Here is an 18,017-nt window from a genome sequence, read left to right as displayed (position 1 = left end):
ACCAACGAAACCCCATTCGACGGTCCGGTGACGCATTGGGCGTAATCCACAGACGTCAAGGAACAAGGACACCCTCATGAATCTGAAGCTCGAAATGATCGTGCTGCCCGTTTCCGACATCGATCAGGCCAAGGCCTTCTACGAGAAGGTCGGATTCCGCCTGGACGTGGACTACACGGCCAACGAGGACTTCCGGGTCGTGCACTTCACGCCGCCCGGCTCCGAGTGCTCGATCATCTTCGGTGAGGGGATAACCCCTATCGCTCCCGGCTCGTTCCAGGGCCTGTACCTCATCGTCTCCGACATCGAGGAAGCGCGCGCGGAACTCACCGGCCGCGGCATCGAGGTCAGCGAGATCTTCCACGACGCAGGCGGACTCTTCCACGGGCACGAGGGCGGGCACGTCACCCACCGAGGCCCCGGCCAGGAGCGGCTGGTCGGCCTGCACCCCGAGCGCGCCTCCTACGGCTCCTTCGCCACCTTCAGCGACCCGGACGGCAACGGCTGGGTGCTCCAGGAGGTCTCGCAGCGTCTCCCCGGCCGCTGACAACCCCTCAAGCCACCGCCGAAGGGCTGCGACGGGTCGTGCCCGGCCCGGAGGCAGCCGGTCCGGTCCAGCGGTTCTCGCGATCCGGGCCGAAGGCCGGCACCGGACCGCCGGGCGAGGGCAGGGGTGCTCGCCGCCACCCGGCGGTCCGGCTGCCACCGGCCGAGAAGCGGCTCTGTCCGCCGATGCCGTCCCATCCCGTGACCGCCCCCTCGACCCCGTGCGGTGTGGCAGCCCGGCCGTCCGGCGGCGGGAAACGGCGCCTGAAACGGCAATCGCGGCCGGCAATGGGCCACGGCCGCCGGAGTGTCCGACCGAGTCACGGAAGCAATGAACGAATCAGTGAGGAACACAGCAGTGACGAACGCAGCAGTGAAGAACGACACGACCCGCACCTACGACGTGATCGTCATCGGCGGGGGCCCGGTCGGCGAGAACGTGGCCGAACGCGCCCGCGCCGCCGGACTCAGCACCGTGATCATCGAGCGCGACCTCATCGGCGGCGAATGCTCGTTCTGGGCCTGCGACCCCAGCAAGGCGCTGCTGCGGCCGGTGGTCGCACGGGCCGACGCGAGCCGCATACCCGGACTCGACCCGGCCGTCGCCGGCCCACTCGACGTCGACGCGGTCCTCGCACACCGCGACAAGATGTCCTCGTACTGGAAGGACGAGGACCAGGTCGACTGGCTGGACTCGGTCTCCGTCGACCTCATACGCGGCCACGGCCGCCTCACCGGACCCAAGCAGGTCGCCGTGCAGACCCCCGAGGGCGACACCATTACCCTGACCGCCCGGCACGCCGTCGCCGTCTCCACCGGCTCCCGCGCGGCGCTGCCTCCCATCCCCGGACTCGACACTGTCCGCCCGTGGACCAGCCGAGAGGCCACCAGCGCCGACAAGGTGCCCGGCCGCCTCGCCGTCGTCGGCGGCGGTGTCGTCGCCGTCGAGATGGCCACCGCCTGGCAAGCCCTCGGCTCCCAGGTCACCATGCTCGTCCTCGAGAACGGACTCCTCGAGCGGATGGAGCCGTTCGCCGGCGAACTGATCACCGACGGCCTGCGCGAAGCGGGCGTCGACATCCGCTTCAACACCACCGTCACCTCCCTGGCCCGCGAGAGCGGCCAGGACGGCGAGGTGCGGATCACACTCTCCGACGGCACACAACTGGCCGCGGACGAGATCCTGCTGGCCACCGGCCGCGCCCCGCAGACCCGCGACGTCGGGCTGGAGACCGTCGGCCTCACCCCCGGCGGCTGGCTGACCGTCGACGACACCTTCCAGGTCACCGGCGTCGACGGCGGCTGGCTCTACGCCGTCGGCGACGTCAACCGCCGTGCCCTGATGACGCATCAGGGCAAGTACCAGGCCCGGATCGCCGGCACCGTCATCGGCGCCCGAGCCAACGGCGAGCCCATCGACGACGCCGCCTGGGGCGCGCATGTCGCCACCGCCGACCACGCGGCCGTCCCCCAGGTCGTCTTCACCACCCCCGAAATCGCCTCCGTCGGCCTCACCACCCGCGAGATCGAGCAGAGCGGGCGCCACATCGAGGTCGTCGACTACGACCTCGCCCACATCGCGGGGGCCCACCAGTACGTCGAGGACTACCGCGGCCACGCCCGCATGCTCATCGACACCGACCGCAACACCGTGGTGGGCGTCACTTTCGCCGGCCCCGGAGTCGGGGAACTCGTGCACTCGGCCACCATCGCGGTCGCCGGCGAGGTGCCCCTCGACCGGCTCTGGCACGCTGTTCCTGCCTTCCCCACCCTCGGCGAAGTCTGGCTGCGACTGCTGGAGACCCACCGAGGCTGAACATACTCCGGCCGCACGCGGCACGGTCCTGGCCTCCGCCGGGTGACCCGGTCGACTGAGGGGGAGGAGCCGCCTCCCGTCCCGGTGGCCGGCAGTGGACTGCCCGCGAACGCGGATCGGACCGAGGGCTCCTTCGCCGCCATGTCGATCGCGCCCCTCGGTCCGGTCGGTGACCAGCCACTCGGTGCCTGGGTGGTGACCAGTCGCTGTTGGCGAGCTTCCGCCTTCGTCAGCCGCTTTCCGGCGGTCGCGGTCCGCTCCCGGGGAGCCGCTGGTTGGATGCCGGTGACGTTGACCGCTTTGACGAACCTGGCAGGTGCGTCGATCCGTACTTGCCGAGCGCGTGGCCGAGTTGGCGGTCCGCGTGCGAGTGCGCGTGGATTTCAGCTACGGGCGCGAGGGCGGCGTTCCCTCTCGGCATCGCTGCTCGCCTCGTTGGTCAGGATCGCGCTTGTGACAACGTCGAAGAGGTGATCGGCGCGTGGCGCGAGCGAGTGTTGATCGCCGAGCCAAGCGAGTGCCGATACAAGCGCGAACAGATCGGTGCCATCAATGTCGGTCCGCGCCACGCCCGCGTCCTGGGCGCGGGTGAGGAGCCGTGCACCGGCCGCGCGCAGACTGACGCACGAGGCGTGGAGTGCGGACTCGGTGTCCTCGATGGCGGCTGCCATCAGTACGACCACGCCCCGATACTCAGTGGTCCACGCGACGCAGTCGCGTAGCCACGAAACGAGAGCATCGTCGGGCGAGCTGGGCGTTTCGAGGGCGCCTGCCCTGGCGGTCAGCTCGTCGAAGCTCGTGCGGAGCAGGGCATCGAGCAGCGCCTCGCGCGTCGGGAAGTGACGCAGCAGCGTCGCGAGTCCGACATCGGCCCTGCGCGCGATGTCGCGCAGTGATACGTCGACGCCTTGCTCGGTGATGGCGGTGCCCGCTACTGCGAGCAGGTGGTCGCGGTTCTTCCTCGCGTCGGCCCGCATCTGTACCTCTTGACTATCCGGATCAGTGGTCCATATATTCGGATCAGTGGTCCGTTTATGTGGATCGCTGATCCGAATAAGACTATCCCGCGGTGCGGGCAGGAGAGAACGATGCCGACACACATGATGAGGGCGGTCCGGCTCCATGAGCACGGCGGCCCTGAAGTGCTGCGTTACGACGAGGTGCCGATTCCCGAGCCGGGGCCGGGTGAGGTGCTCGTTCGCGTGCACGCGGTCGGCGTCAACCCGCCCGACTGGTACTTGCGCGACGGGATGTCCAACCTGCCTCCGAGGGGCAGGCCGAAGTTCAGCTTGCCGGTGATTCCGGGTACGGACCTGTCGGGTGTTGTCGAGGCTGTCGCCGCGGATGTGGACAGCCTCTCCGTCGGTGACGAAGTCTTCGGTCTCCTTCGCTTCCCCGGCTTCGATGGCAGCACTTATGCCGAGTACGTGGCCGCGCCTGCGTCGGACCTCGCGCTGAAACCCGCCGGCATCGATCACGTGCACGCCGCCGGGGCGCCTATGGCCGCGCTCACCGCGTGGCAGTTCCTGATCGAGCTCGGACACGATCACCCGTCGCCCTTCCAGGCGGCGCAGCATCGCCCGGTGCCACTCGACTCCAACGTGACGGTGCTCATCAACGGCGCCGCGGGCGGCGTGGGGCACTTCGCGCTACAGCTGGCGAAATGGAAGGGTGCGCGTGTCATCGCGGTGGCGTCGGGCGCGCATGAATTGTTCCTGAGCGAGCTCGGCGCCGACGAGTTCATCGACTACACCAAGAGCCGTCCCGAGGAACTGGTGCGCGACGTCGACCTCGTTCTCGACGCTGTCGGTGGCCCCCACAGCAAGCGCTTCCTGCGCACGCTCAAGCGCGGCGGCTCCCTGTTTCCCGTGTTCTTCGGCGAATTCGACGAAGAAGAGAACGCGAAGCTGGGTGTCACGGTCACTGGCACCCAGGTCCGCTCGAACGGCGCGCAGCTTGCCGAACTGGGACGCCTGCTCGACGCGGGCAGGGTCCGCGTCGCGATCGACAGCACGTTTGCGCTCGCGGATGTCCGAGCCGCGCACGAACGCGCCGCCCGAGGACACATCCAGGGCAAGATCGTGCTCGCGGTCGCCTAGGGACGAGCCGTTTCACCGACGTGTCCGGCGCTCGTCCGCGAGCCACCGGTGGCCATCGAGACGATAGGCCGGCGCCAGAAGCGTCACCGGCAGCCCGTCCTGCCAGAGCGGCGCCGTCGAGCCCGGCACCGGCGCGAGCGACGGCGCCGCTTCCTCCGTCGTCTCGGTCACGGTTACGACAGTGGACTTCGCCGCAGAGAGCCGAATCCGCCGTCTCCCCGCTTTCAGGCTGGACGGGCTTCGTCGGCTCCTCCCGCTGTCCGCTGGACACCCCGCCCGCCAGGGGGCCGAACGTCGACAATCCCAACGAGGGCGACGTCGCCGTCCGGTCCTCGCTGCGGAGCTGACGCGTGATCAGGCAGGTGGCGGGACCGGGGCACTCTTCGTGGATGTCGTTGCATGCGGTCTCGTCTCGTCCTCGGCGCCGGTCAGTGCTTGTTGCGCCAGTGCTTGCGGGTGGAGGCCGCGGAGTTGGAGAGAGTGCTGTTGGAAGTCGGTGAACTCTGGGCCGAGTTCTCTGCGGATGTCGGCTTGAGCGGTGTCCGAGAAGGAACGGACCTTGCGTGTGAAGGCGGAGATCTCGGAGATCGCCTTGGGGAGTTTCTCCGGCCCGAGGACGACGATCGCGATCACGAAGATGGTGACCATTTCGAGCGGGCCTATGTCGAAGAACATGTGTGCCCTCCTTTGGCGGGGCGGGGCGACGCAGTGCAGTGCGGTGCAGGGCGGTGCAGTCCGGCGCGGTGCACGCGGGACATCGGCTCAGCGACCGTGGCGCGACTCGTCGGAGGCGGGAAGAGGTGAGGGCTCGTCGGGGCTGAGACGTGCCGCGCGTGTGCGGCCACGGCGGCGGTCGTTGAGCCAGGAGACGGCGCAGGCGGCCAGGTAGAGCGCGGTGATGGGCCCCGCGAGCGCGAGCATGCTCAGCGGATCGCTGCTGGGAGTGGCGATGGCGGCGAAGACCGCGATGCCGATAAGCATGTGCCGCCACCAGCCCGCCATGCGGGCGGCGCTGAGGACGCCTGCCACATTGAGCATGATGAGGAGCAGAGGGAGCTCGAAGGACAGCCCGAAGACCACGACCATACGGGTGGCAAGGTCGAGAAAGTCGTCGACGGGCAGGATGTTGGTGGCCTGGTCGGGGGTGAAGGAGATCAACACCCGCGCCGTCGTGGGCAGGACGGCATAGGCGAACGCCGCCCCGATCAGGAACAGCGGGATGCCCGTGGCGAGGAAGGCGAGGGTGTGCTTCCTCTCGCCGCGGTGCAGCCCTGGGGCGAGAAACCTCCACAGTTGGTAGAGCCAGACGGGACTCGCGCCGATGAGACCGGCGGTCAACGACACCTTCAAGGCGAGGGTGACGGGCGAGAGGAGACCGTTGGTGGCGATGACGCCGCAACGCCCGGCGGACGTCACGCCGTTCCCCTCTCCCGGGGTACAGCCCGGCAGCGGCGCGATGACGAAGTCGATCAGTTGCTTGTAGAACAGCCCCGCGACAAGCGTCGTCACCATTACTGCGGCGATCGCCTTCACCAGGCGGATCCGCAGCTCGCGGAGGTGGCCCATCATGGGCATGTGCCCCTCAGGGGCTTGAAGGGTGGCTGCGAGCACGAGCAGACCTCCGTTTCTCTCGCCGGCACCGTCCGGCGTCAGTGCGTACCGACGGCTTCCTGCGTACGGGCCCCCGGCGCAGCGGTGTCCTCCTGCTGCCCGGGTGCGGCAGCGAGGGGGCGCTGGGAAGCGATCCGGCTCGCGGAGTCGACATCTGCGGGGGGCGGGCCGGCGGCGGTGGTTTCGTCCTCGCGGGTGCGCATGGCCTTGGTCTCGGTCTTGAGGATGCGCATGGACTGTCCGAGCGAGCGCGCCATGTCGGGCAGGCGCTTGGCACCGAAGAGGAGGATGACGACGACGAGGATGAGCAGGATCTCGGGTGCGCCGAGTTTGCCGAACATGATGAGGCCTTTCGTGCCGGGAGCGGCGATCGCTCCGCTGCGGAAGGGTGATGGGGACGGGGAGGGTGAGGGGGAAGGAGAGGACAGGAGAGAAGGCGAGACGGGGGGAGGGGCGGGCGAGGGCATGTACCCGCCCTCGCCCGCACGGGTGTCTAGCGAAGGGACCGGAAGCCCGCCCGAAGCTCATCCGTGAACAGGCGCGGCTGCTCCCAGGCCGCGAAGTGCCCGCCCCTGGGGAGCCTGTTGTAGTGGATCAGCTGGGGATAGGCCTTCTGTGCCCAGCTCTTCGGGGCTTGGAAGTTCTCGTCGGGGAAGGCGCTCACGGCTACCGGGATGGAGACGCCGTTCGGGACGAGGGAGTACTTGTTCTCCCAGTAGAGACGAGCGGAGGAGAGCGCCGTGTTCGTCAGCCAGTAGAGCGTGATGTTGTCCAGGATGTCGTCCCGTGTCAGGCCTTCCTGGTGTCCGGCGAACACCCGGGATATCAGTTCCAGACTGCGCCCGTCGTGGTCGAGCATGAAGGTCGCGAGTCCGACGGGCGAATCCGTCAGTCCGGTCAGCGTCTGCGGGCGGGACCCCATGATGCGAGCGTAGCCGAGGTGCTTGTAGGTGAACTGCAACTGCTCGTACGCCTGCTTCTCCTCGTCCGAGAGCCCGGGGGGTACCGGGCTGCCGGTCGCGAGGGCTTTGGCGATCTCCGGCGGGACCACGCCGGGCAGGTTGGTGTGGATGCCGAGCAGTCCCGAAGGCTTCCGCACCGCCATGAGGTCCACGATGAGGGCACCCCAATCGCCGCCCTGCGCCACGTACTTCGTGTATCCCAGGCGCTGCATCAGCTCTGTCCAGGCGCGAGCGATACGGTCTGGGCCCCAGCCGGACGTGGTCGGCTTGCCCGAGAACCCGTAGCCGGGCAGCGACGGGATCACCACGTGGAACGCGTCCGACGCCTTCGCCCCGCATGCCGTGGGATTCGTGAGCGGTTCGATGATCTTCAGCTGCTCGACGACCGAGCCCGGCCATCCGTGGGTCACGATGAGCGGCATCGCGTTCTTGTGCTTGGAACGGACGTGGATGAAGTGGATGTCCAGCCCGTCTATCTCGGTGATGAAGTTCGGCAGGGCGTTCAGCTTCGCCTCGACCTTGCGCCAGTCGTACTCCGACGCCCAGTAGCGCGCGAGTTCCTGGGTCGTGGTGAGCGGCACGCCCTGCGAGTGGTCCACGACGGTCTCGTGCTCGGGCCAGCGCGTGGACACGATGCGCCGGCGGAGATCGACGAGATCCCTTTCCGGGAAATGGACGCGGAAGGGACGGATGCTCCCGCCCGCTGCCGGGCCGCTGCCGGCCCCCCTTTCGGCCGCTGCGGCCGGCCGGGCGGGGAACAGGCCGGTGGATCCCGCGACCGCCGCGGCCGTCGCGGCGGCCGAGGTGGAAAGGAAGGCCCTTCGGGAGTGCGGCGGAAGCATTTCGGACATGGTGCATCTCCTTGGGAGTGTTCGAGGTTGTTGAAAGGGTGGTGTGGCGCGTGGGTTTCGATGGGGCGGGTTTCAGCGGTCCATGGGCGCGGCCGCTCCCGCCGCTCGATGGCCGCTTCCGCACCGTGCGGTGCGGCCGGAATGGTGTCCCGCGGTCCGGTGTCGCCCGGGCGGCTCGCAGGTTCTGCGCCGCCCATGGCCTCCAGGTTAGCGTCTGGATTTAGATATGCAAGCCAGGATGTGGGTGGATGAGGGGTGACGACGCCTGATCTGCGTCTTCCAAGGGTTTTGGGACGCTTCAGGCTGGTGTGATCCGCCCCGTGGATCAGCTGTCCCTCCCGTCGCGGAGCCGGGGGGCGGTGCGTAGTACACCGAGCGGGATGTCCGGGGGCACCGGTGGCGGCGTCGCGGACGCGGGCGTCCTCGGGCTGGTGGTCCAGAGTTCTCGCCACCGTGTGCCGCTCAGGACCCGCGCGCTCAGGGCCCGCGCTCAAGCCACACGCGCTCAGGCCATACGGGCTCAAGCCATACGAGGGCGGGACACGGCTGTCACATCAGGTGGCGGCCAGTCGTGCTGACCTGCATGCCTGTCTCTTCGTCGAGCCGGTCGACGACGATCATGGCGACATCGTCCGCCAGGTGGCCGCCGGTGTGGCGGAGCAGTTGCCGGTGCAGTTCGTCGAGGAACTCCCGCGGGGTGGTGTCGGCGCCCATGCCCTGCATGGCCTCGGGCAGGAGAAAGAAGTCGTTGTTCCGGTCGCGGGCCTCGATCACACCGTCGGTGTACAGCAGCAGACGGTCGCCCGGCAGGAACGGATGGCTCTCCGGCTTCTGGGGAGGGCCGGTGATGAGATCCTCCAGGCCGAGGGGCGGCATTGGGCCGGCCGGCATCAGGGCCTGAACCCTGCCGTGGTGCAGCAACAGCGGGGGCGGATGGCCACGGTTGATCAGGTGCACGACGTGTTCGTCGGGCACCTGGGCGATCAGCGCGGTGGTGAATCCCTCCATCAGGGCTTCCTGGTCGTATGCCCACGGTTTGGCGGCCTCCCGCCGCAGCGCGGCCGCGCAGTGGTCCATGACGTTCACCAGCTCGTCCTCGTAGTGCGCGGCATCCCGGAAGGCACCCAGCGCCACGGCGACCGCGCGGATGGCGTTCAGCCCCTTGCCGCGGACGTCGCCGACGATCATCCGGACGCCGTACGGAGTCTGTACCGCCTCGTACAGATCGCCGCCGACCTGTGCCCCGGTCCCGGCCGCGAGGCACAGGCTCGCGGCCTGCACCGGGCCCATGCGCGGGGGGACGGGCCGCAGGATGACCTCCTGCGCGGCCACGGCGATCCGGCGCACCTGATCGAGCTCGCTCTGTCGCTGCCTGCGCATGGCGCTGCTCGTGATGAAACCGGCCACGGAGACGAGGGTGAGGGCCAGAAAGTTGGAGTAGACCTGCAGGGTGCCCCATGCCTGGTTGTAGGTGGCGGTGGTGACACTGATCGCCAACGCGAGAGCTACTGCCGTGGTGGTGCCCCTGGGGCCCATCGTCACCGCGGCCAGCGCCGGGGTCGCCGTGAGGAGGGGGCCGGTGTAGATGAAGTGGGCCGGGGTGAGTTCGATGGTCAGCACGGCCAGCGCGATCACGAAGGGCACACACTGCGCGAGTGTGAGCAGGACCCGGTTGTGACCGTCCACTCCTGGTCGAGGTTGTGGGCGGAGGAGCGACCGCATGAATACAGCCTGCCTCGCCGAGCGCCTTCCTGGCCTCCCGGCCCGGTGACCTGTGGTCGGCGGGCCCTCGGTGCCGCTACGTCCGCCAGGTGAAGCCTGAGAGCGTGTCTGCGACCTTGTCGGCCCGGCGGCGTCCCTGCGTGCCCGGCCGCGGGTGCCTCCTGTCGCGATGAGTTCCGGCCGGATCGCGAGTCTGATCTGGTGACTGTGGCAGCACCTCGTACGAAGCTGCCCGGCACGAGACTCCACGCACGAGACTCCACGGAGGACACCATGACCACCACGCCGGACGACCCGACCAGCGCGCTGCCCGGCCGCCCGACCGTGGTCGACCTGGCCACCTGGCAGGCCGCCCGTGACGAGCTGCTGGTCCGTGAGAAGGCCCATACCCGCGAGGGCGACGCCATCGCCGCGGCCCGCCGCCGGCTGCCGATGGTGGAGCTCGACGGCAAGGCCGAGGTCGTCGGAGCGGACGGCCGGGTCCCGTTCCTGGACCTGTTCCAGGGCCGCGACGAGCTCGTGGTCTACCAGCACATGTGGTACGACGGCGCGCCGCACCAGGGCCAGTGCGAGGGCTGCACCACCACGGCCTGGCACCTGAAGGACGCGGTCTACCTCAACGCCCGCGGCGTATCGTTCGCCGTCCTCACCACAGGCCGCTGGGACGAGGTGGCCTCGTACGTCGAGTTCATGGGCTACACCCAGCCCTGGTACTCGGTGCGCGACGTGGAGGCGCCGGTCGGCGGTGCCATGGGTCACCTCACGTGCTTCCTGCGCGACGCCGACCGCGTGTTCCTCACCTACTCGACGACGGGCCGCGGCAACGAGCGGGTCAACGCGTCCCTCGGCCTGCTCGACATGACGCCCTACGGCCGCGGCGAGGCGTGGGAGGACAACCCCGAAGGCCGGCCCGAAGGCCGCGGCCCGTGCTGGTCATGGCGCTCGGACGCGGACGGGAACGCCACCTGGGGCCCGACCAGTCGCCCTGTGCCGCAGTGGACCCGCCCCGGCGCGACCGCCGTGGAGACCCTCGGCCGGCAGGGCCATCACCACTGACGGGCCCTCGTCGACGGCACGTCAACGGGGTGCAGGTGCAGGTGCTGGTGCTCGGCGTGTAGGGCGGACCTCACGGACGCCGTCAGATCCGCGGGCTCGAGCACTCGCTCACCGGCTGAAGCGCCCCGTCGCAACCTGTGACCGAGTGTTCTCGGCGGCCGGCCGAGCGGGATCCGGCCCATCGCGGACCGGCCTCCGGGCCAGAGCGCGACGGATTGGACCAGGGCTCGACGGCTTGGACCAGGGCTCGATGTCCGGGCCGCCGAACGGAAGGAGTACGCCCGTCGAGTGGGTCTGTCGAGTGGGTCTCAACGCCGTGCGTGGCGGATCTTCAACCGTCCGAACCCCATGGTCCCGGAGATCCGGATCCTCGGCCCGCCGGGGCGGGAGGGCGGCGGCGGCTTGTAGCGGGTGTCCTTCCATCCGGTGTGCAGATCGTCGAGGTCGACGATCGCGTCGCGGGGCACCGTGATCTTGGCTCTGCCGGTGCCGAGTTGCAACTCGATGTCGACGACCGGATGCTCGATGACCGCCCGGGACAGGTCCAGGTGCACCCTTCCGAACGCGGACGCGACCTTGAGGATCCGAGGCACCCGCCATGCGCCGCGCCGCTTGATACGTCCGCCGGCGGCGGCGATCGTGGACGTGGTCCCCGCTTTTCCCTCGGGGAGCGAGGCCAGAACGGGCACAAGCTCGCTGTGCGTCCTGGCGGTGAGCACCTGGTGGAGGCGTTCGTCCATCTCCTCGTGCGAGATGTGCCCTTCGGCGTACGCCTCCTGCACGCGCTGCACGGCCGCGTCGCGGTCGTCTTCGCTGAACACCGGCGGCCGGTCTTCCGGCAGAGAAGTCACCGTCCCACCCTAGGGGGTGTCCGGCGAGTCCTGCTGGGGTCGCGACGCCCTGCGACGCCGCTCGCTGATCCAGCCCGACCCACCGGACACCCCGTGGTGTCGTGCCGACGATGGGAACGCGCCAACGTCCGTAGCGGGCAGGCCTTGTGATCGGCGGCCGGCCACTCGTCATGAGGACCGTGGACGGCCTGTCCGGCCCGGCGAACCTGCGCGGTCAGCACGGGCCGTGACCGGGACCGGCTGGCGCTGCGGCGTCGGAAAGGTGGGGAAAGCGGAACTCGGTGCGGCTGTAGCCGGTCGTCCCCGGGCGCAGCACCGTGCTGGGAAAGTCGGGGCGGTTGGGCGAGTCGGGGAAGTGCTGCGTCTCCAGGCACACCGCGCTGTGGCGGCCGTGCGAGCGGGCGGCGCCGTCCGTCAGCGTGCCGTCAAGCTGGTTGGCGGTGTAGACCTGCACACCGGGTTCCGTCGTCCACACCTCCATGACCCGCTTCGCGGCCGGCGCGACCAGCCGGGCGGCGCGCCGCAACTCGCCGTCGTCGTGCGGGGCCAGAACCCAGCAGTGGTCGTAGCCCTCGGCCTGCCGGACCTGGTCGTCGGCCGCCAGGAGCCGGTCCCCGATGAGCTGAGGGGAGGTCAGGTCGAAGGCGGTGCCGGACACGTCGGCGATCGGGCCGTCGGGAATGCCGTCCATGCCGACGGGCAGATAGGCGACGGCGTCGACCTGGAGGGTGTGGCCGAGGATGTCGCCACCGCCGACGAGGTTGAAGTAGGCGTGATTGGTGGTGTTGACCACGGTGGGCCGGTCCGTCACCGTCGTGTACTCGACCGACAGCGTGCCCGAGGCGTCGAGCGCGTACGTGACGGTCGTGTCGAGCGCGCCGGGGAACCCCATGTCGCCGTCCGGGCTGTGCAGTGTCAGCCGTACCGCCGCGCGGTCGCCCCCCGTCAGCGCGGTGGCGTCCCATACCTTCGTGTCGAAGCCCTCGGGTCCGCCGTGCAGCGCGTGGCGACGGTCGTTGACGGGGACGTGGTACGTGGTTCCGTCGAGGGTGAAGCGGCCGTGGGCGATGCGGTTGGCGTAGCGGCCGATGAGGGCACCGAAGTAGGGGCTCTTCCCGGCGTACTGGTCGACGGAGGCCAGCGAAAGGACCACGGAGGCGGTGTCACCCGTGGTGTCGGGTACGTCCAGGGCGTGCAGGATGCCGCCGTAGGTGAGGATTTCGGCACGCACGCCGGAACGGGATTCCAGTCGCCACAGGCCGACGTCCTGGCCACTGGGGGCGGTGCCGAACGGTGTGGTGCACGGTGGGTCGGCGCATCATCAGTCCTCTTGGCGAGCGGGCCTTCACAGGGCAACGGTCGGTGGCGGGGATCGGCCGACCCGTCGTGGCCGAGCCGTCCACGCCCGTCAGACACGGCCTAGACGCCGGTACGGCGGGTGCGGGTCGACTCCCTGACGATGAGGCGGTACCCGGGCCTGATGCGCTGCGGCTCCGACAGGATCCCCCCGGCGAGACGTTCCACGAGCCGGTCGACGGCCAGGCGGGCGATGGCCGGCTTGTCGGGAGAGACGGTCGTGAGGGTGACGGCGCCGTAGCGGCTCTCCTCGATGTCGTCGAAGCCGACCACGGCGACGTCCGCGGGGACTTCGAGGCCACGCTCGGTGAGGGTCCGCATGGCGCCCAGGGCGATCAGGTCGTTGTACGCGAACACGGCGTCGGGACGTTCGCCGCGCTCCAGCAGTTCGGCCATGGCCGCGGCGCCGTCGGCACGGCCGTAGCCTTCCGTGGCCACGACCAGGTTCTCGTCCGGCCGCAGACCGGCCGCGGTGTGCTCCTCCCGCCAGCCGCGCAGCCGCAGATGTGCGGGTCGGCGCTCACGGCTCGTACGCGAGCCGAGGAAGGCGATCCGGCGTCGGCCGAGGTCGAGAAGGTGGCGTACTGCTGTGCGCGCCGCCGCCACGTTGTCGATGGCGATCTGGTCGTACGGGGCCTCGTACTCGCGCTCACCGAGCAGCACCAGCGGCGAGGACTCCTGCCGGGCGAGCAGATCCTCGTTCTCCAGATGGATGGGGCTCAGGATGAGTCCGTCGATGACGTGTGCCCGGAACTCCTGGCTGACCAGCACCTCCCGCTCGCGCAGACCGGCGGTGTGGTCGACGAGCACGGTGTAGTCGTGCACCGCCGCGGCATCGATGACGGCTCCGGCCAGCTCCGCGAAGTAGGGGTTGCCGAGTTCGGGGACGGCGAAGGCGATGATGCCCGTACGTCCCTTCCGCAGATGACGCGCCGTCAGGTTGGGCCGGTAGCCGAGCTCGTCGATGGCCTGCTGCACCCTGGCCCGCATCTGGGGTGTGACGTGGGGGTAGTTGTTGACCACGTTCGACACGGTCTTGATCGACACGCCTGCCCGCTGCGCGACGTCCTTGAGGCTGACGCCCACGGCACTCCTCTTACTCGGCTTACTCGGCTTACTCGGCTTTGTTCGGCTGGGGACGCGACGCGTGACCGACGTTTCCTGGCTCCGGCGCTTTCCCGGCTCCGGTACGTCCTGGCTCCGATGCCGGGATCCGGCGGTCTCGCGTCCGCGGGATCCCGGCCGGTTTCAGACTGTCCTTCGGCTACGTGCCAGGTAACGCTGCGCGACCACGACGAGGATAAGGAACCCGCCGCTGACCACGGACTGGTACGAGGAGTTGAGCGAACCGATCTGGTTGATGAGGTTCTGGATCACGGCGAGCAGAAGCACCCCCCACAGGGTGCCGCTGACGGATCCGGCGCCGCCGACGAGCAGCGTTCCGCCGATGACCACGGCCGCGATGGCGTCGAGTTCCATCCCGGTGCCGACGATCGTCACACCGGAGGACAGCCGTGCCGCGTTCACGGCACCGGCGAGCCCGGCCAGGAGCCCGCTGAGCAGATAGACGATGAATCTGGTGCGCGCTACGGGCAGCCCCATCAGGGTCGCGGCGTCGCTGCTGCCGCCCACGGCGAACAGGGTCTGGCCGAACGAGGTGCGCTGCAGCACCAGGCCCCCGGCGCCGAAGAGCGCGAGGGCGATCAGGATGGGATACCCGAATCCCCAGACGGTGCCCTGGCCGAGTTCGGCGAACGCCGAGCCCTTGGGCACGAGATAAGTGGTGGCGCCTTCGTCGGTGATGGCCAGAAGCAGTCCGCGGGCGCCCAGCAGGGAGGCGAGCGTGACGATGAAGGGCGCCATGCCCGCCCGGGCGATGAGCGCACCGTTGAGCGCGCCGATCGCCCCGCACGCGGCGAGCGGTACCAGCAGGGCCGGCACAACGCCCCACTGCGACGCCCAGGCGGCGAGCACGCCGCCGAGGGCGAAGACCGAGCCGACCGACAGGTCGATGCCGCCGGTGATGATCACCAGGGTCATGCCCAGAGCCACGACCGCGAGGAACGACGCCTGCACGGTCACGCCGCGGGCGTTGTCGAGGGTGGCGAACGTGGGGTAGACGAAGGAGGCGATCAGGACCACGAGCAGCAGGACCGCGAGAACACCCTGACGCTGGACAAGCGAGGCGAGACGTTCCTTGCCGGGGAGCCCGGGGAGCCCGGGGAGGCTGGGGAGCCCGGAGCGCCCGGTCCTCGATGGTTCCGTACCGGCTCCCCGGCCGAGGCGTGCGGGCGCACGGGTCCCGCTCCGGGAGGCGGCGGGTGGTGAGGTGGGTTTCATCGGGATCGGCGCTCCCGTGCGACGTAGACGGCGACGATGATGATGGCCGCCTGGGCTATCTGGGCGGTGGAGTCGGGCAGGTCGTGCTTGACGAGGGTGGCGCGCAGCAACTGCATGAGCAGCGCACCGGCGACGGTGCCGAGCACGCGGATGGAGCCTCCGGTGAGCGGGGTCCCGCCGACGACGACGGCGGTGATCGCGGACAGCTCCATCAGGTTGCCCAGCGAGGACGGGTCGCTGGCGGTGAGCCGGGCGGTGGCGAGGATGCCCGCCAGCGCGGCGAGCACGCCGCACAGGACGTAGACACCGGTCAGGACGCGTTTGACGGGCAGCCCGGCGAGCGTCGCGGCGGAGCGGTTGCCGCCGATCGCGACGATCTGCCGGCCGAAGGTCGTCCGGTGAACGAGGAAGGCCACGGCGAACGCCAGCACGGCGGCGATGAGGACGACCAGCGGGATGCCGAGGAAGCTGCCGGTGCCCAGCGACAGCAGATCGGGATTGGCGATCTGCTTCAGCCGGCCGTCCGCCATGACGAGGGCGATGCCGCGGCCACCGACGAACAGGGCGAGGGTGGCGACGATGGGCTGGAGCCCCACCACGGACACCAGGGTGCCGTTGACGACGCCGACCACAGCTCCGGCGAGAAGCGCGATGAGCAGGGCGGGTACGAGCCCGTAGCCGAGGTACAGCGGTAGCAGCGCCGCCGCCAGCGCCATGGCGGAACCCACCGAGAGGTCCACGCCCTCGGTGCCGATCACCAGCGCCATGCCGAGCGCCACGATGACGACGGGGGCCACCTGGATGAGCTGGGTGCGGAGGTTGTCGACGGTGAGGAAGTGTTCGGTGAAGACCGCGTTGAAGATCAGGAGCGCGGCCACCGCGGCGTAGACGCCGTACTCCTGGAACCATGCGGAACCGCTCGGCCGTGACGGGCTGCGGGTCGGTGCCGCGGTCGCCTGGGTGGTCACTGCTTCACGGTCCTTTCTGTGGAGGCCGGTTGGGCGCGCGTGGTCATCGGGGGTCCTCCTCGCCGGCAGTGGGCTGCGCCGGGACGTGCGCACCGGTGGCTGTTCCGGTGCCTGTGCCTGTGCCTGTGCCTGTGCCGGTTTCGGTTTCGATGCCAGGGCTCTCCGTGTCGCCGGGGCTGGTGCCTCCCGCGGCGCCGGCGGTCTCGGTGCCCGCCGCGGGAGGCGTCGCGGCGGGGGAGTGGTCGGCGAGCGCGGCGAGCAGGGCGTCCTCCGTGACCTGGTCGCCGGTCAGTTCGCCTGCCGTGGCTCCGCCGCGCAGCACCACGATCCGGTCGGACCCTTCGACGAGTTCCTCGATGTCGGACGAGATCAGCAGCACGGCGAGCCCTTCCTGGGCGAGCTCGTCGATGAGCGCCTGCACCTCGGCCTTGGCGCCGACGTCGATGCCGCGGGTGGGCTCGTCGAGCAGCAGCACCTTCGGCTCGAGACACAGCCAACGGGCGAGCAGAACCTTCTGCTGGTTGCCGCCGGAGAGTTCGCCGACCTTCTGCTCGGGGCTCGACGCCTTGATGCGCAGGCGCTTCATGAAGATGTCGACGACCCGGTCCTGTCGTCCGCGCGAGACGATGCCGGCGCGCGAGAGCCGGGGCAGCGCGGCCAGCACGATGTTCTCGCGGACCGAGAGGCCGGGCACGATGCCCTCGGCCTTGCGGTCCTCGGGGAGCAGGCTGATGCCGGCCCGGATGGCGTTCGCGGAGGAAAGCCGGCCGAGGGAGGCGCCGTCGACGCCGATCTCCCCGGCGTCGAGCGGCAGAGCACCGGCGAGGGCCTTGGCGGTCTCGCTGCGGCCGGATCCCAGAAGCCCGCCGAGGCCGAGCACTTCGCCGGGGTGGAGTTCCAGCGACACCTTGTCCAGCTGGTGCTTGCGGGTCAGCCCGGTCGCGGTGAGTACGGGCCTGCGCGCGATGTCGTGCCCCTCCTCGCCGAAGCTCGTCACACCGTGCCGGCGGACCTCGGAGATCGTGCGGCCGAGCATCATGGAGACCAGCTGCACGCGGTCCAGGCCGGCCAGGTCGCCGGTGTGGATGTGCCTGCCGTCGCGGAGCACGGTGACCCGGTCGCAGATGCGGTACAGCTCGTCCATGCGATGGCTGACGTAGACGACGGCGATTCTCTGGCGCCGCAGATCGCCGATGACCCGGAACAGGGTCTCGACCTCGCGCGGTTCCAGGGACGAGGTGGGTTCGTCCATGACGACGACCTGCGCCTTGACGGACACCGCACGGGCGAGGGCGACCATCTGCTGGGTGCCGATGCCCAGGGTGTGCAGGGGCCGGCGGGGGTCGACGGTGACGCCGAACCCACCGAGGAGGGTGGCCGCCTCGTTGTGGATGCGCGCGAAGTCGATCAGTCCGAGCCGGGTGCGGGGCTCGCGGCCGAGGAAGATGTTGCGTGCCACGCTCATCAGCGGAACCAGGTTCACCTCCTGGTAGATCGTGGAGATGCTGGCCTGCTGGGCCTCGAAGGGGCGGGCGAAGTCCACCGGCCGGCCCGACAGCAGCAACTCGCCGCCGTCCGGGCGATGGACACCGGTGAGCACCTTGACAAGGGTCGACTTGCCCGCGCCGTTCTCGCCGACGAGCGCGTGGGTCTCACCCGCGCGCAAGCTGAACGAGACGTCGTCGAGGGCGACGACGCCGGGGAAGCGTTTGCCGACGCCGCGAGCCTCGAGCACCGTCGGCGCGGCTGCCGGCCGTGTGCCGGCCGCCGCGGACGCTGCGCCTTCGGGGGGTGCCATGAGACGTGGCCTTCCGGAGATCGATGGTGGGATCCGGGGCC

General features: G+C 69.8%; 16 protein-coding genes and 1 pseudogene. 4 read left to right on the top strand and 13 right to left on the bottom strand.

What is annotated here, in order from left to right:
* Positions 1–76 precede the first annotated feature (76 nt).
* Both ACIQMR_RS15195 and ACIQMR_RS15190 read left to right on the top strand, forming a co-directional pair.
* Complete coding sequence (locus tag ACIQMR_RS15195) at positions 77–547, top strand: VOC family protein (protein ID WP_401386230.1); 471 nt, start codon at positions 77–79, stop codon at positions 545–547.
* Between the two features lie 330 nt (positions 548–877).
* Positions 878–2,362: a dihydrolipoyl dehydrogenase family protein gene (locus ACIQMR_RS15190; protein WP_401386228.1), complete on the top strand. Its 1,485-nt coding sequence runs from the start codon at positions 878–880 to the stop codon at positions 2,360–2,362.
* Between the two features lie 383 nt (positions 2,363–2,745).
* Here the strand turns inward: ACIQMR_RS15190 and ACIQMR_RS15185 are convergent, their stop codons facing one another.
* The gene (locus tag ACIQMR_RS15185; protein ID WP_401386225.1) at positions 2,746–3,339 is read right to left on the bottom strand and encodes a TetR/AcrR family transcriptional regulator; all 594 of its coding nucleotides are present in this window, start codon (positions 3,337–3,339) and stop codon (positions 2,746–2,748) included.
* A gap of 111 nt (positions 3,340–3,450) precedes the next feature.
* Here ACIQMR_RS15185 and ACIQMR_RS15180 point away from each other — a divergent pair, with 111 nt between their 5' ends.
* Positions 3,451–4,461 (top strand): NADP-dependent oxidoreductase, encoded by a 1,011-nt coding sequence (locus ACIQMR_RS15180; RefSeq protein WP_401386222.1) that lies wholly within the window; start codon positions 3,451–3,453, stop codon positions 4,459–4,461.
* Between the two features lie 12 nt (positions 4,462–4,473).
* Here ACIQMR_RS15180 and ACIQMR_RS15175 read toward each other — a convergent pair whose 3' ends face one another.
* The 6 genes from ACIQMR_RS15175 to ACIQMR_RS15150 form a co-directional block, all read right to left on the bottom strand.
* On the bottom strand, positions 4,474–4,632 hold the full coding sequence (locus tag ACIQMR_RS15175; RefSeq protein WP_401386220.1) for a hypothetical protein: 159 nt from the start codon (positions 4,630–4,632) through the stop codon (positions 4,474–4,476).
* Between the two features lie 183 nt (positions 4,633–4,815).
* Positions 4,816–5,136: a Sec-independent protein translocase protein TatB gene (gene tatB / locus ACIQMR_RS15170; RefSeq protein WP_401386217.1), complete on the bottom strand. Its 321-nt coding sequence runs from the start codon at positions 5,134–5,136 to the stop codon at positions 4,816–4,818.
* A gap of 87 nt (positions 5,137–5,223) precedes the next feature.
* Positions 5,224–6,036, bottom strand: coding sequence for a twin-arginine translocase subunit TatC (tatC, locus tag ACIQMR_RS15165; protein WP_401386887.1), 813 nt, complete (start codon positions 6,034–6,036; stop codon positions 5,224–5,226).
* A gap of 74 nt (positions 6,037–6,110) precedes the next feature.
* Positions 6,111–6,413 (bottom strand): Sec-independent protein translocase subunit TatA, encoded by a 303-nt coding sequence (gene tatA, locus ACIQMR_RS15160; RefSeq protein WP_401386214.1) that lies wholly within the window; start codon positions 6,411–6,413, stop codon positions 6,111–6,113.
* 152 nt (positions 6,414–6,565) lie between these two features.
* Positions 6,566–7,885 carry an epoxide hydrolase family protein gene (locus ACIQMR_RS15155; protein ID WP_401386211.1) on the bottom strand — a complete coding sequence of 440 codons (1,320 nt, stop codon included), beginning with the start codon at positions 7,883–7,885 and terminating at the stop codon, positions 6,566–6,568.
* Between the two features lie 549 nt (positions 7,886–8,434).
* Positions 8,435–9,571: a PP2C family protein-serine/threonine phosphatase gene (locus ACIQMR_RS15150; protein WP_401386209.1), complete on the bottom strand. Its 1,137-nt coding sequence runs from the start codon at positions 9,569–9,571 to the stop codon at positions 8,435–8,437.
* Between the two features lie 309 nt (positions 9,572–9,880).
* On the opposite strand from ACIQMR_RS15150, the gene ACIQMR_RS15145 reads away from it, so the two are divergent.
* The gene (locus tag ACIQMR_RS15145) at positions 9,881–10,663 is read left to right on the top strand and encodes a DUF899 family protein (RefSeq protein WP_401386206.1); all 783 of its coding nucleotides are present in this window, start codon (positions 9,881–9,883) and stop codon (positions 10,661–10,663) included.
* Positions 10,664–10,971: 308 nt separating this feature from the next.
* On the opposite strand, the gene ACIQMR_RS15140 is transcribed toward ACIQMR_RS15145, so the two are convergent.
* The 6 genes and pseudogenes from ACIQMR_RS15140 to ACIQMR_RS15115 all read right to left on the bottom strand — a co-directional run bounded on the left by ACIQMR_RS15140 (position 10,972) and on the right by ACIQMR_RS15115 (position 17,976).
* Complete coding sequence (locus tag ACIQMR_RS15140; RefSeq protein WP_401386203.1) at positions 10,972–11,514, bottom strand: DUF1707 domain-containing protein; 543 nt, start codon at positions 11,512–11,514, stop codon at positions 10,972–10,974.
* A gap of 214 nt (positions 11,515–11,728) precedes the next feature.
* Positions 11,729–12,833: pseudogene (locus tag ACIQMR_RS15135) on the bottom strand (aldose epimerase family protein).
* A 100-nt stretch (positions 12,834–12,933) separates the two neighbouring features.
* Positions 12,934–13,956 carry a LacI family DNA-binding transcriptional regulator gene (locus ACIQMR_RS15130; RefSeq protein ID WP_401386200.1) on the bottom strand — a complete coding sequence of 341 codons (1,023 nt, stop codon included), beginning with the start codon at positions 13,954–13,956 and terminating at the stop codon, positions 12,934–12,936.
* 162 nt (positions 13,957–14,118) lie between these two features.
* Positions 14,119–15,210 (bottom strand): ABC transporter permease, encoded by a 1,092-nt coding sequence (locus ACIQMR_RS15125; RefSeq protein WP_401386198.1) that lies wholly within the window; start codon positions 15,208–15,210, stop codon positions 14,119–14,121.
* Positions 15,207–16,178: an ABC transporter permease gene (locus ACIQMR_RS15120; RefSeq protein WP_401386195.1), complete on the bottom strand. Its 972-nt coding sequence runs from the start codon at positions 16,176–16,178 to the stop codon at positions 15,207–15,209. The genes ACIQMR_RS15125 and ACIQMR_RS15120 overlap by 4 nt, the downstream gene beginning before the upstream one ends.
* Before the next feature lie 43 nt (positions 16,179–16,221).
* Complete coding sequence (locus ACIQMR_RS15115; RefSeq protein WP_401386192.1) at positions 16,222–17,976, bottom strand: sugar ABC transporter ATP-binding protein; 1,755 nt, start codon at positions 17,974–17,976, stop codon at positions 16,222–16,224.
* Positions 17,977–18,017 lie beyond the last annotated feature (41 nt).

This window comes from Streptomyces sp. NPDC091376 (assembly GCF_044757085.1).
GTDB lineage: Bacteria > Actinomycetota > Actinomycetes > Streptomycetales > Streptomycetaceae > Streptomyces > Streptomyces pratisoli.
This window is presented reverse-complemented; position numbering and strand designations above follow the sequence as displayed.

Bases quoted from the DNA above. Each gene is read 5' to 3' on its own strand.
- ACIQMR_RS15125 (WP_401386198.1), bottom strand. From the start codon at position 15,210: ATGAAACCCACCTCACCACCCGCCGCCTCCCGGAGCGGGACCCGTGCG.
- ACIQMR_RS15190 (WP_401386228.1), top strand. From the start codon at position 878: ATGAACGAATCAGTGAGGAACACAGCAGTGACGAACGCAGCAGTGAAG.
- tatA (WP_401386214.1), bottom strand. From the start codon at position 6,413: ATGTTCGGCAAACTCGGCGCACCCGAGATCCTGCTCATCCTCGTCGTC.
- ACIQMR_RS15145 (WP_401386206.1), top strand. From the start codon at position 9,881: ATGACCACCACGCCGGACGACCCGACCAGCGCGCTGCCCGGCCGCCCG.
- ACIQMR_RS15195 (WP_401386230.1), top strand. From the start codon at position 77: ATGAATCTGAAGCTCGAAATGATCGTGCTGCCCGTTTCCGACATCGAT.
- ACIQMR_RS15115 (WP_401386192.1), bottom strand. From the start codon at position 17,976: ATGGCACCCCCCGAAGGCGCAGCGTCCGCGGCGGCCGGCACACGGCCG.
- ACIQMR_RS15185 (WP_401386225.1), bottom strand. From the start codon at position 3,339: ATGCGGGCCGACGCGAGGAAGAACCGCGACCACCTGCTCGCAGTAGCG.
- tatB (WP_401386217.1), bottom strand. From the start codon at position 5,136: ATGTTCTTCGACATAGGCCCGCTCGAAATGGTCACCATCTTCGTGATC.
- tatC (WP_401386887.1), bottom strand. From the start codon at position 6,036: ATGCCCATGATGGGCCACCTCCGCGAGCTGCGGATCCGCCTGGTGAAG.
- ACIQMR_RS15180 (WP_401386222.1), top strand. From the start codon at position 3,451: ATGCCGACACACATGATGAGGGCGGTCCGGCTCCATGAGCACGGCGGC.
- ACIQMR_RS15155 (WP_401386211.1), bottom strand. From the start codon at position 7,885: ATGTCCGAAATGCTTCCGCCGCACTCCCGAAGGGCCTTCCTTTCCACC.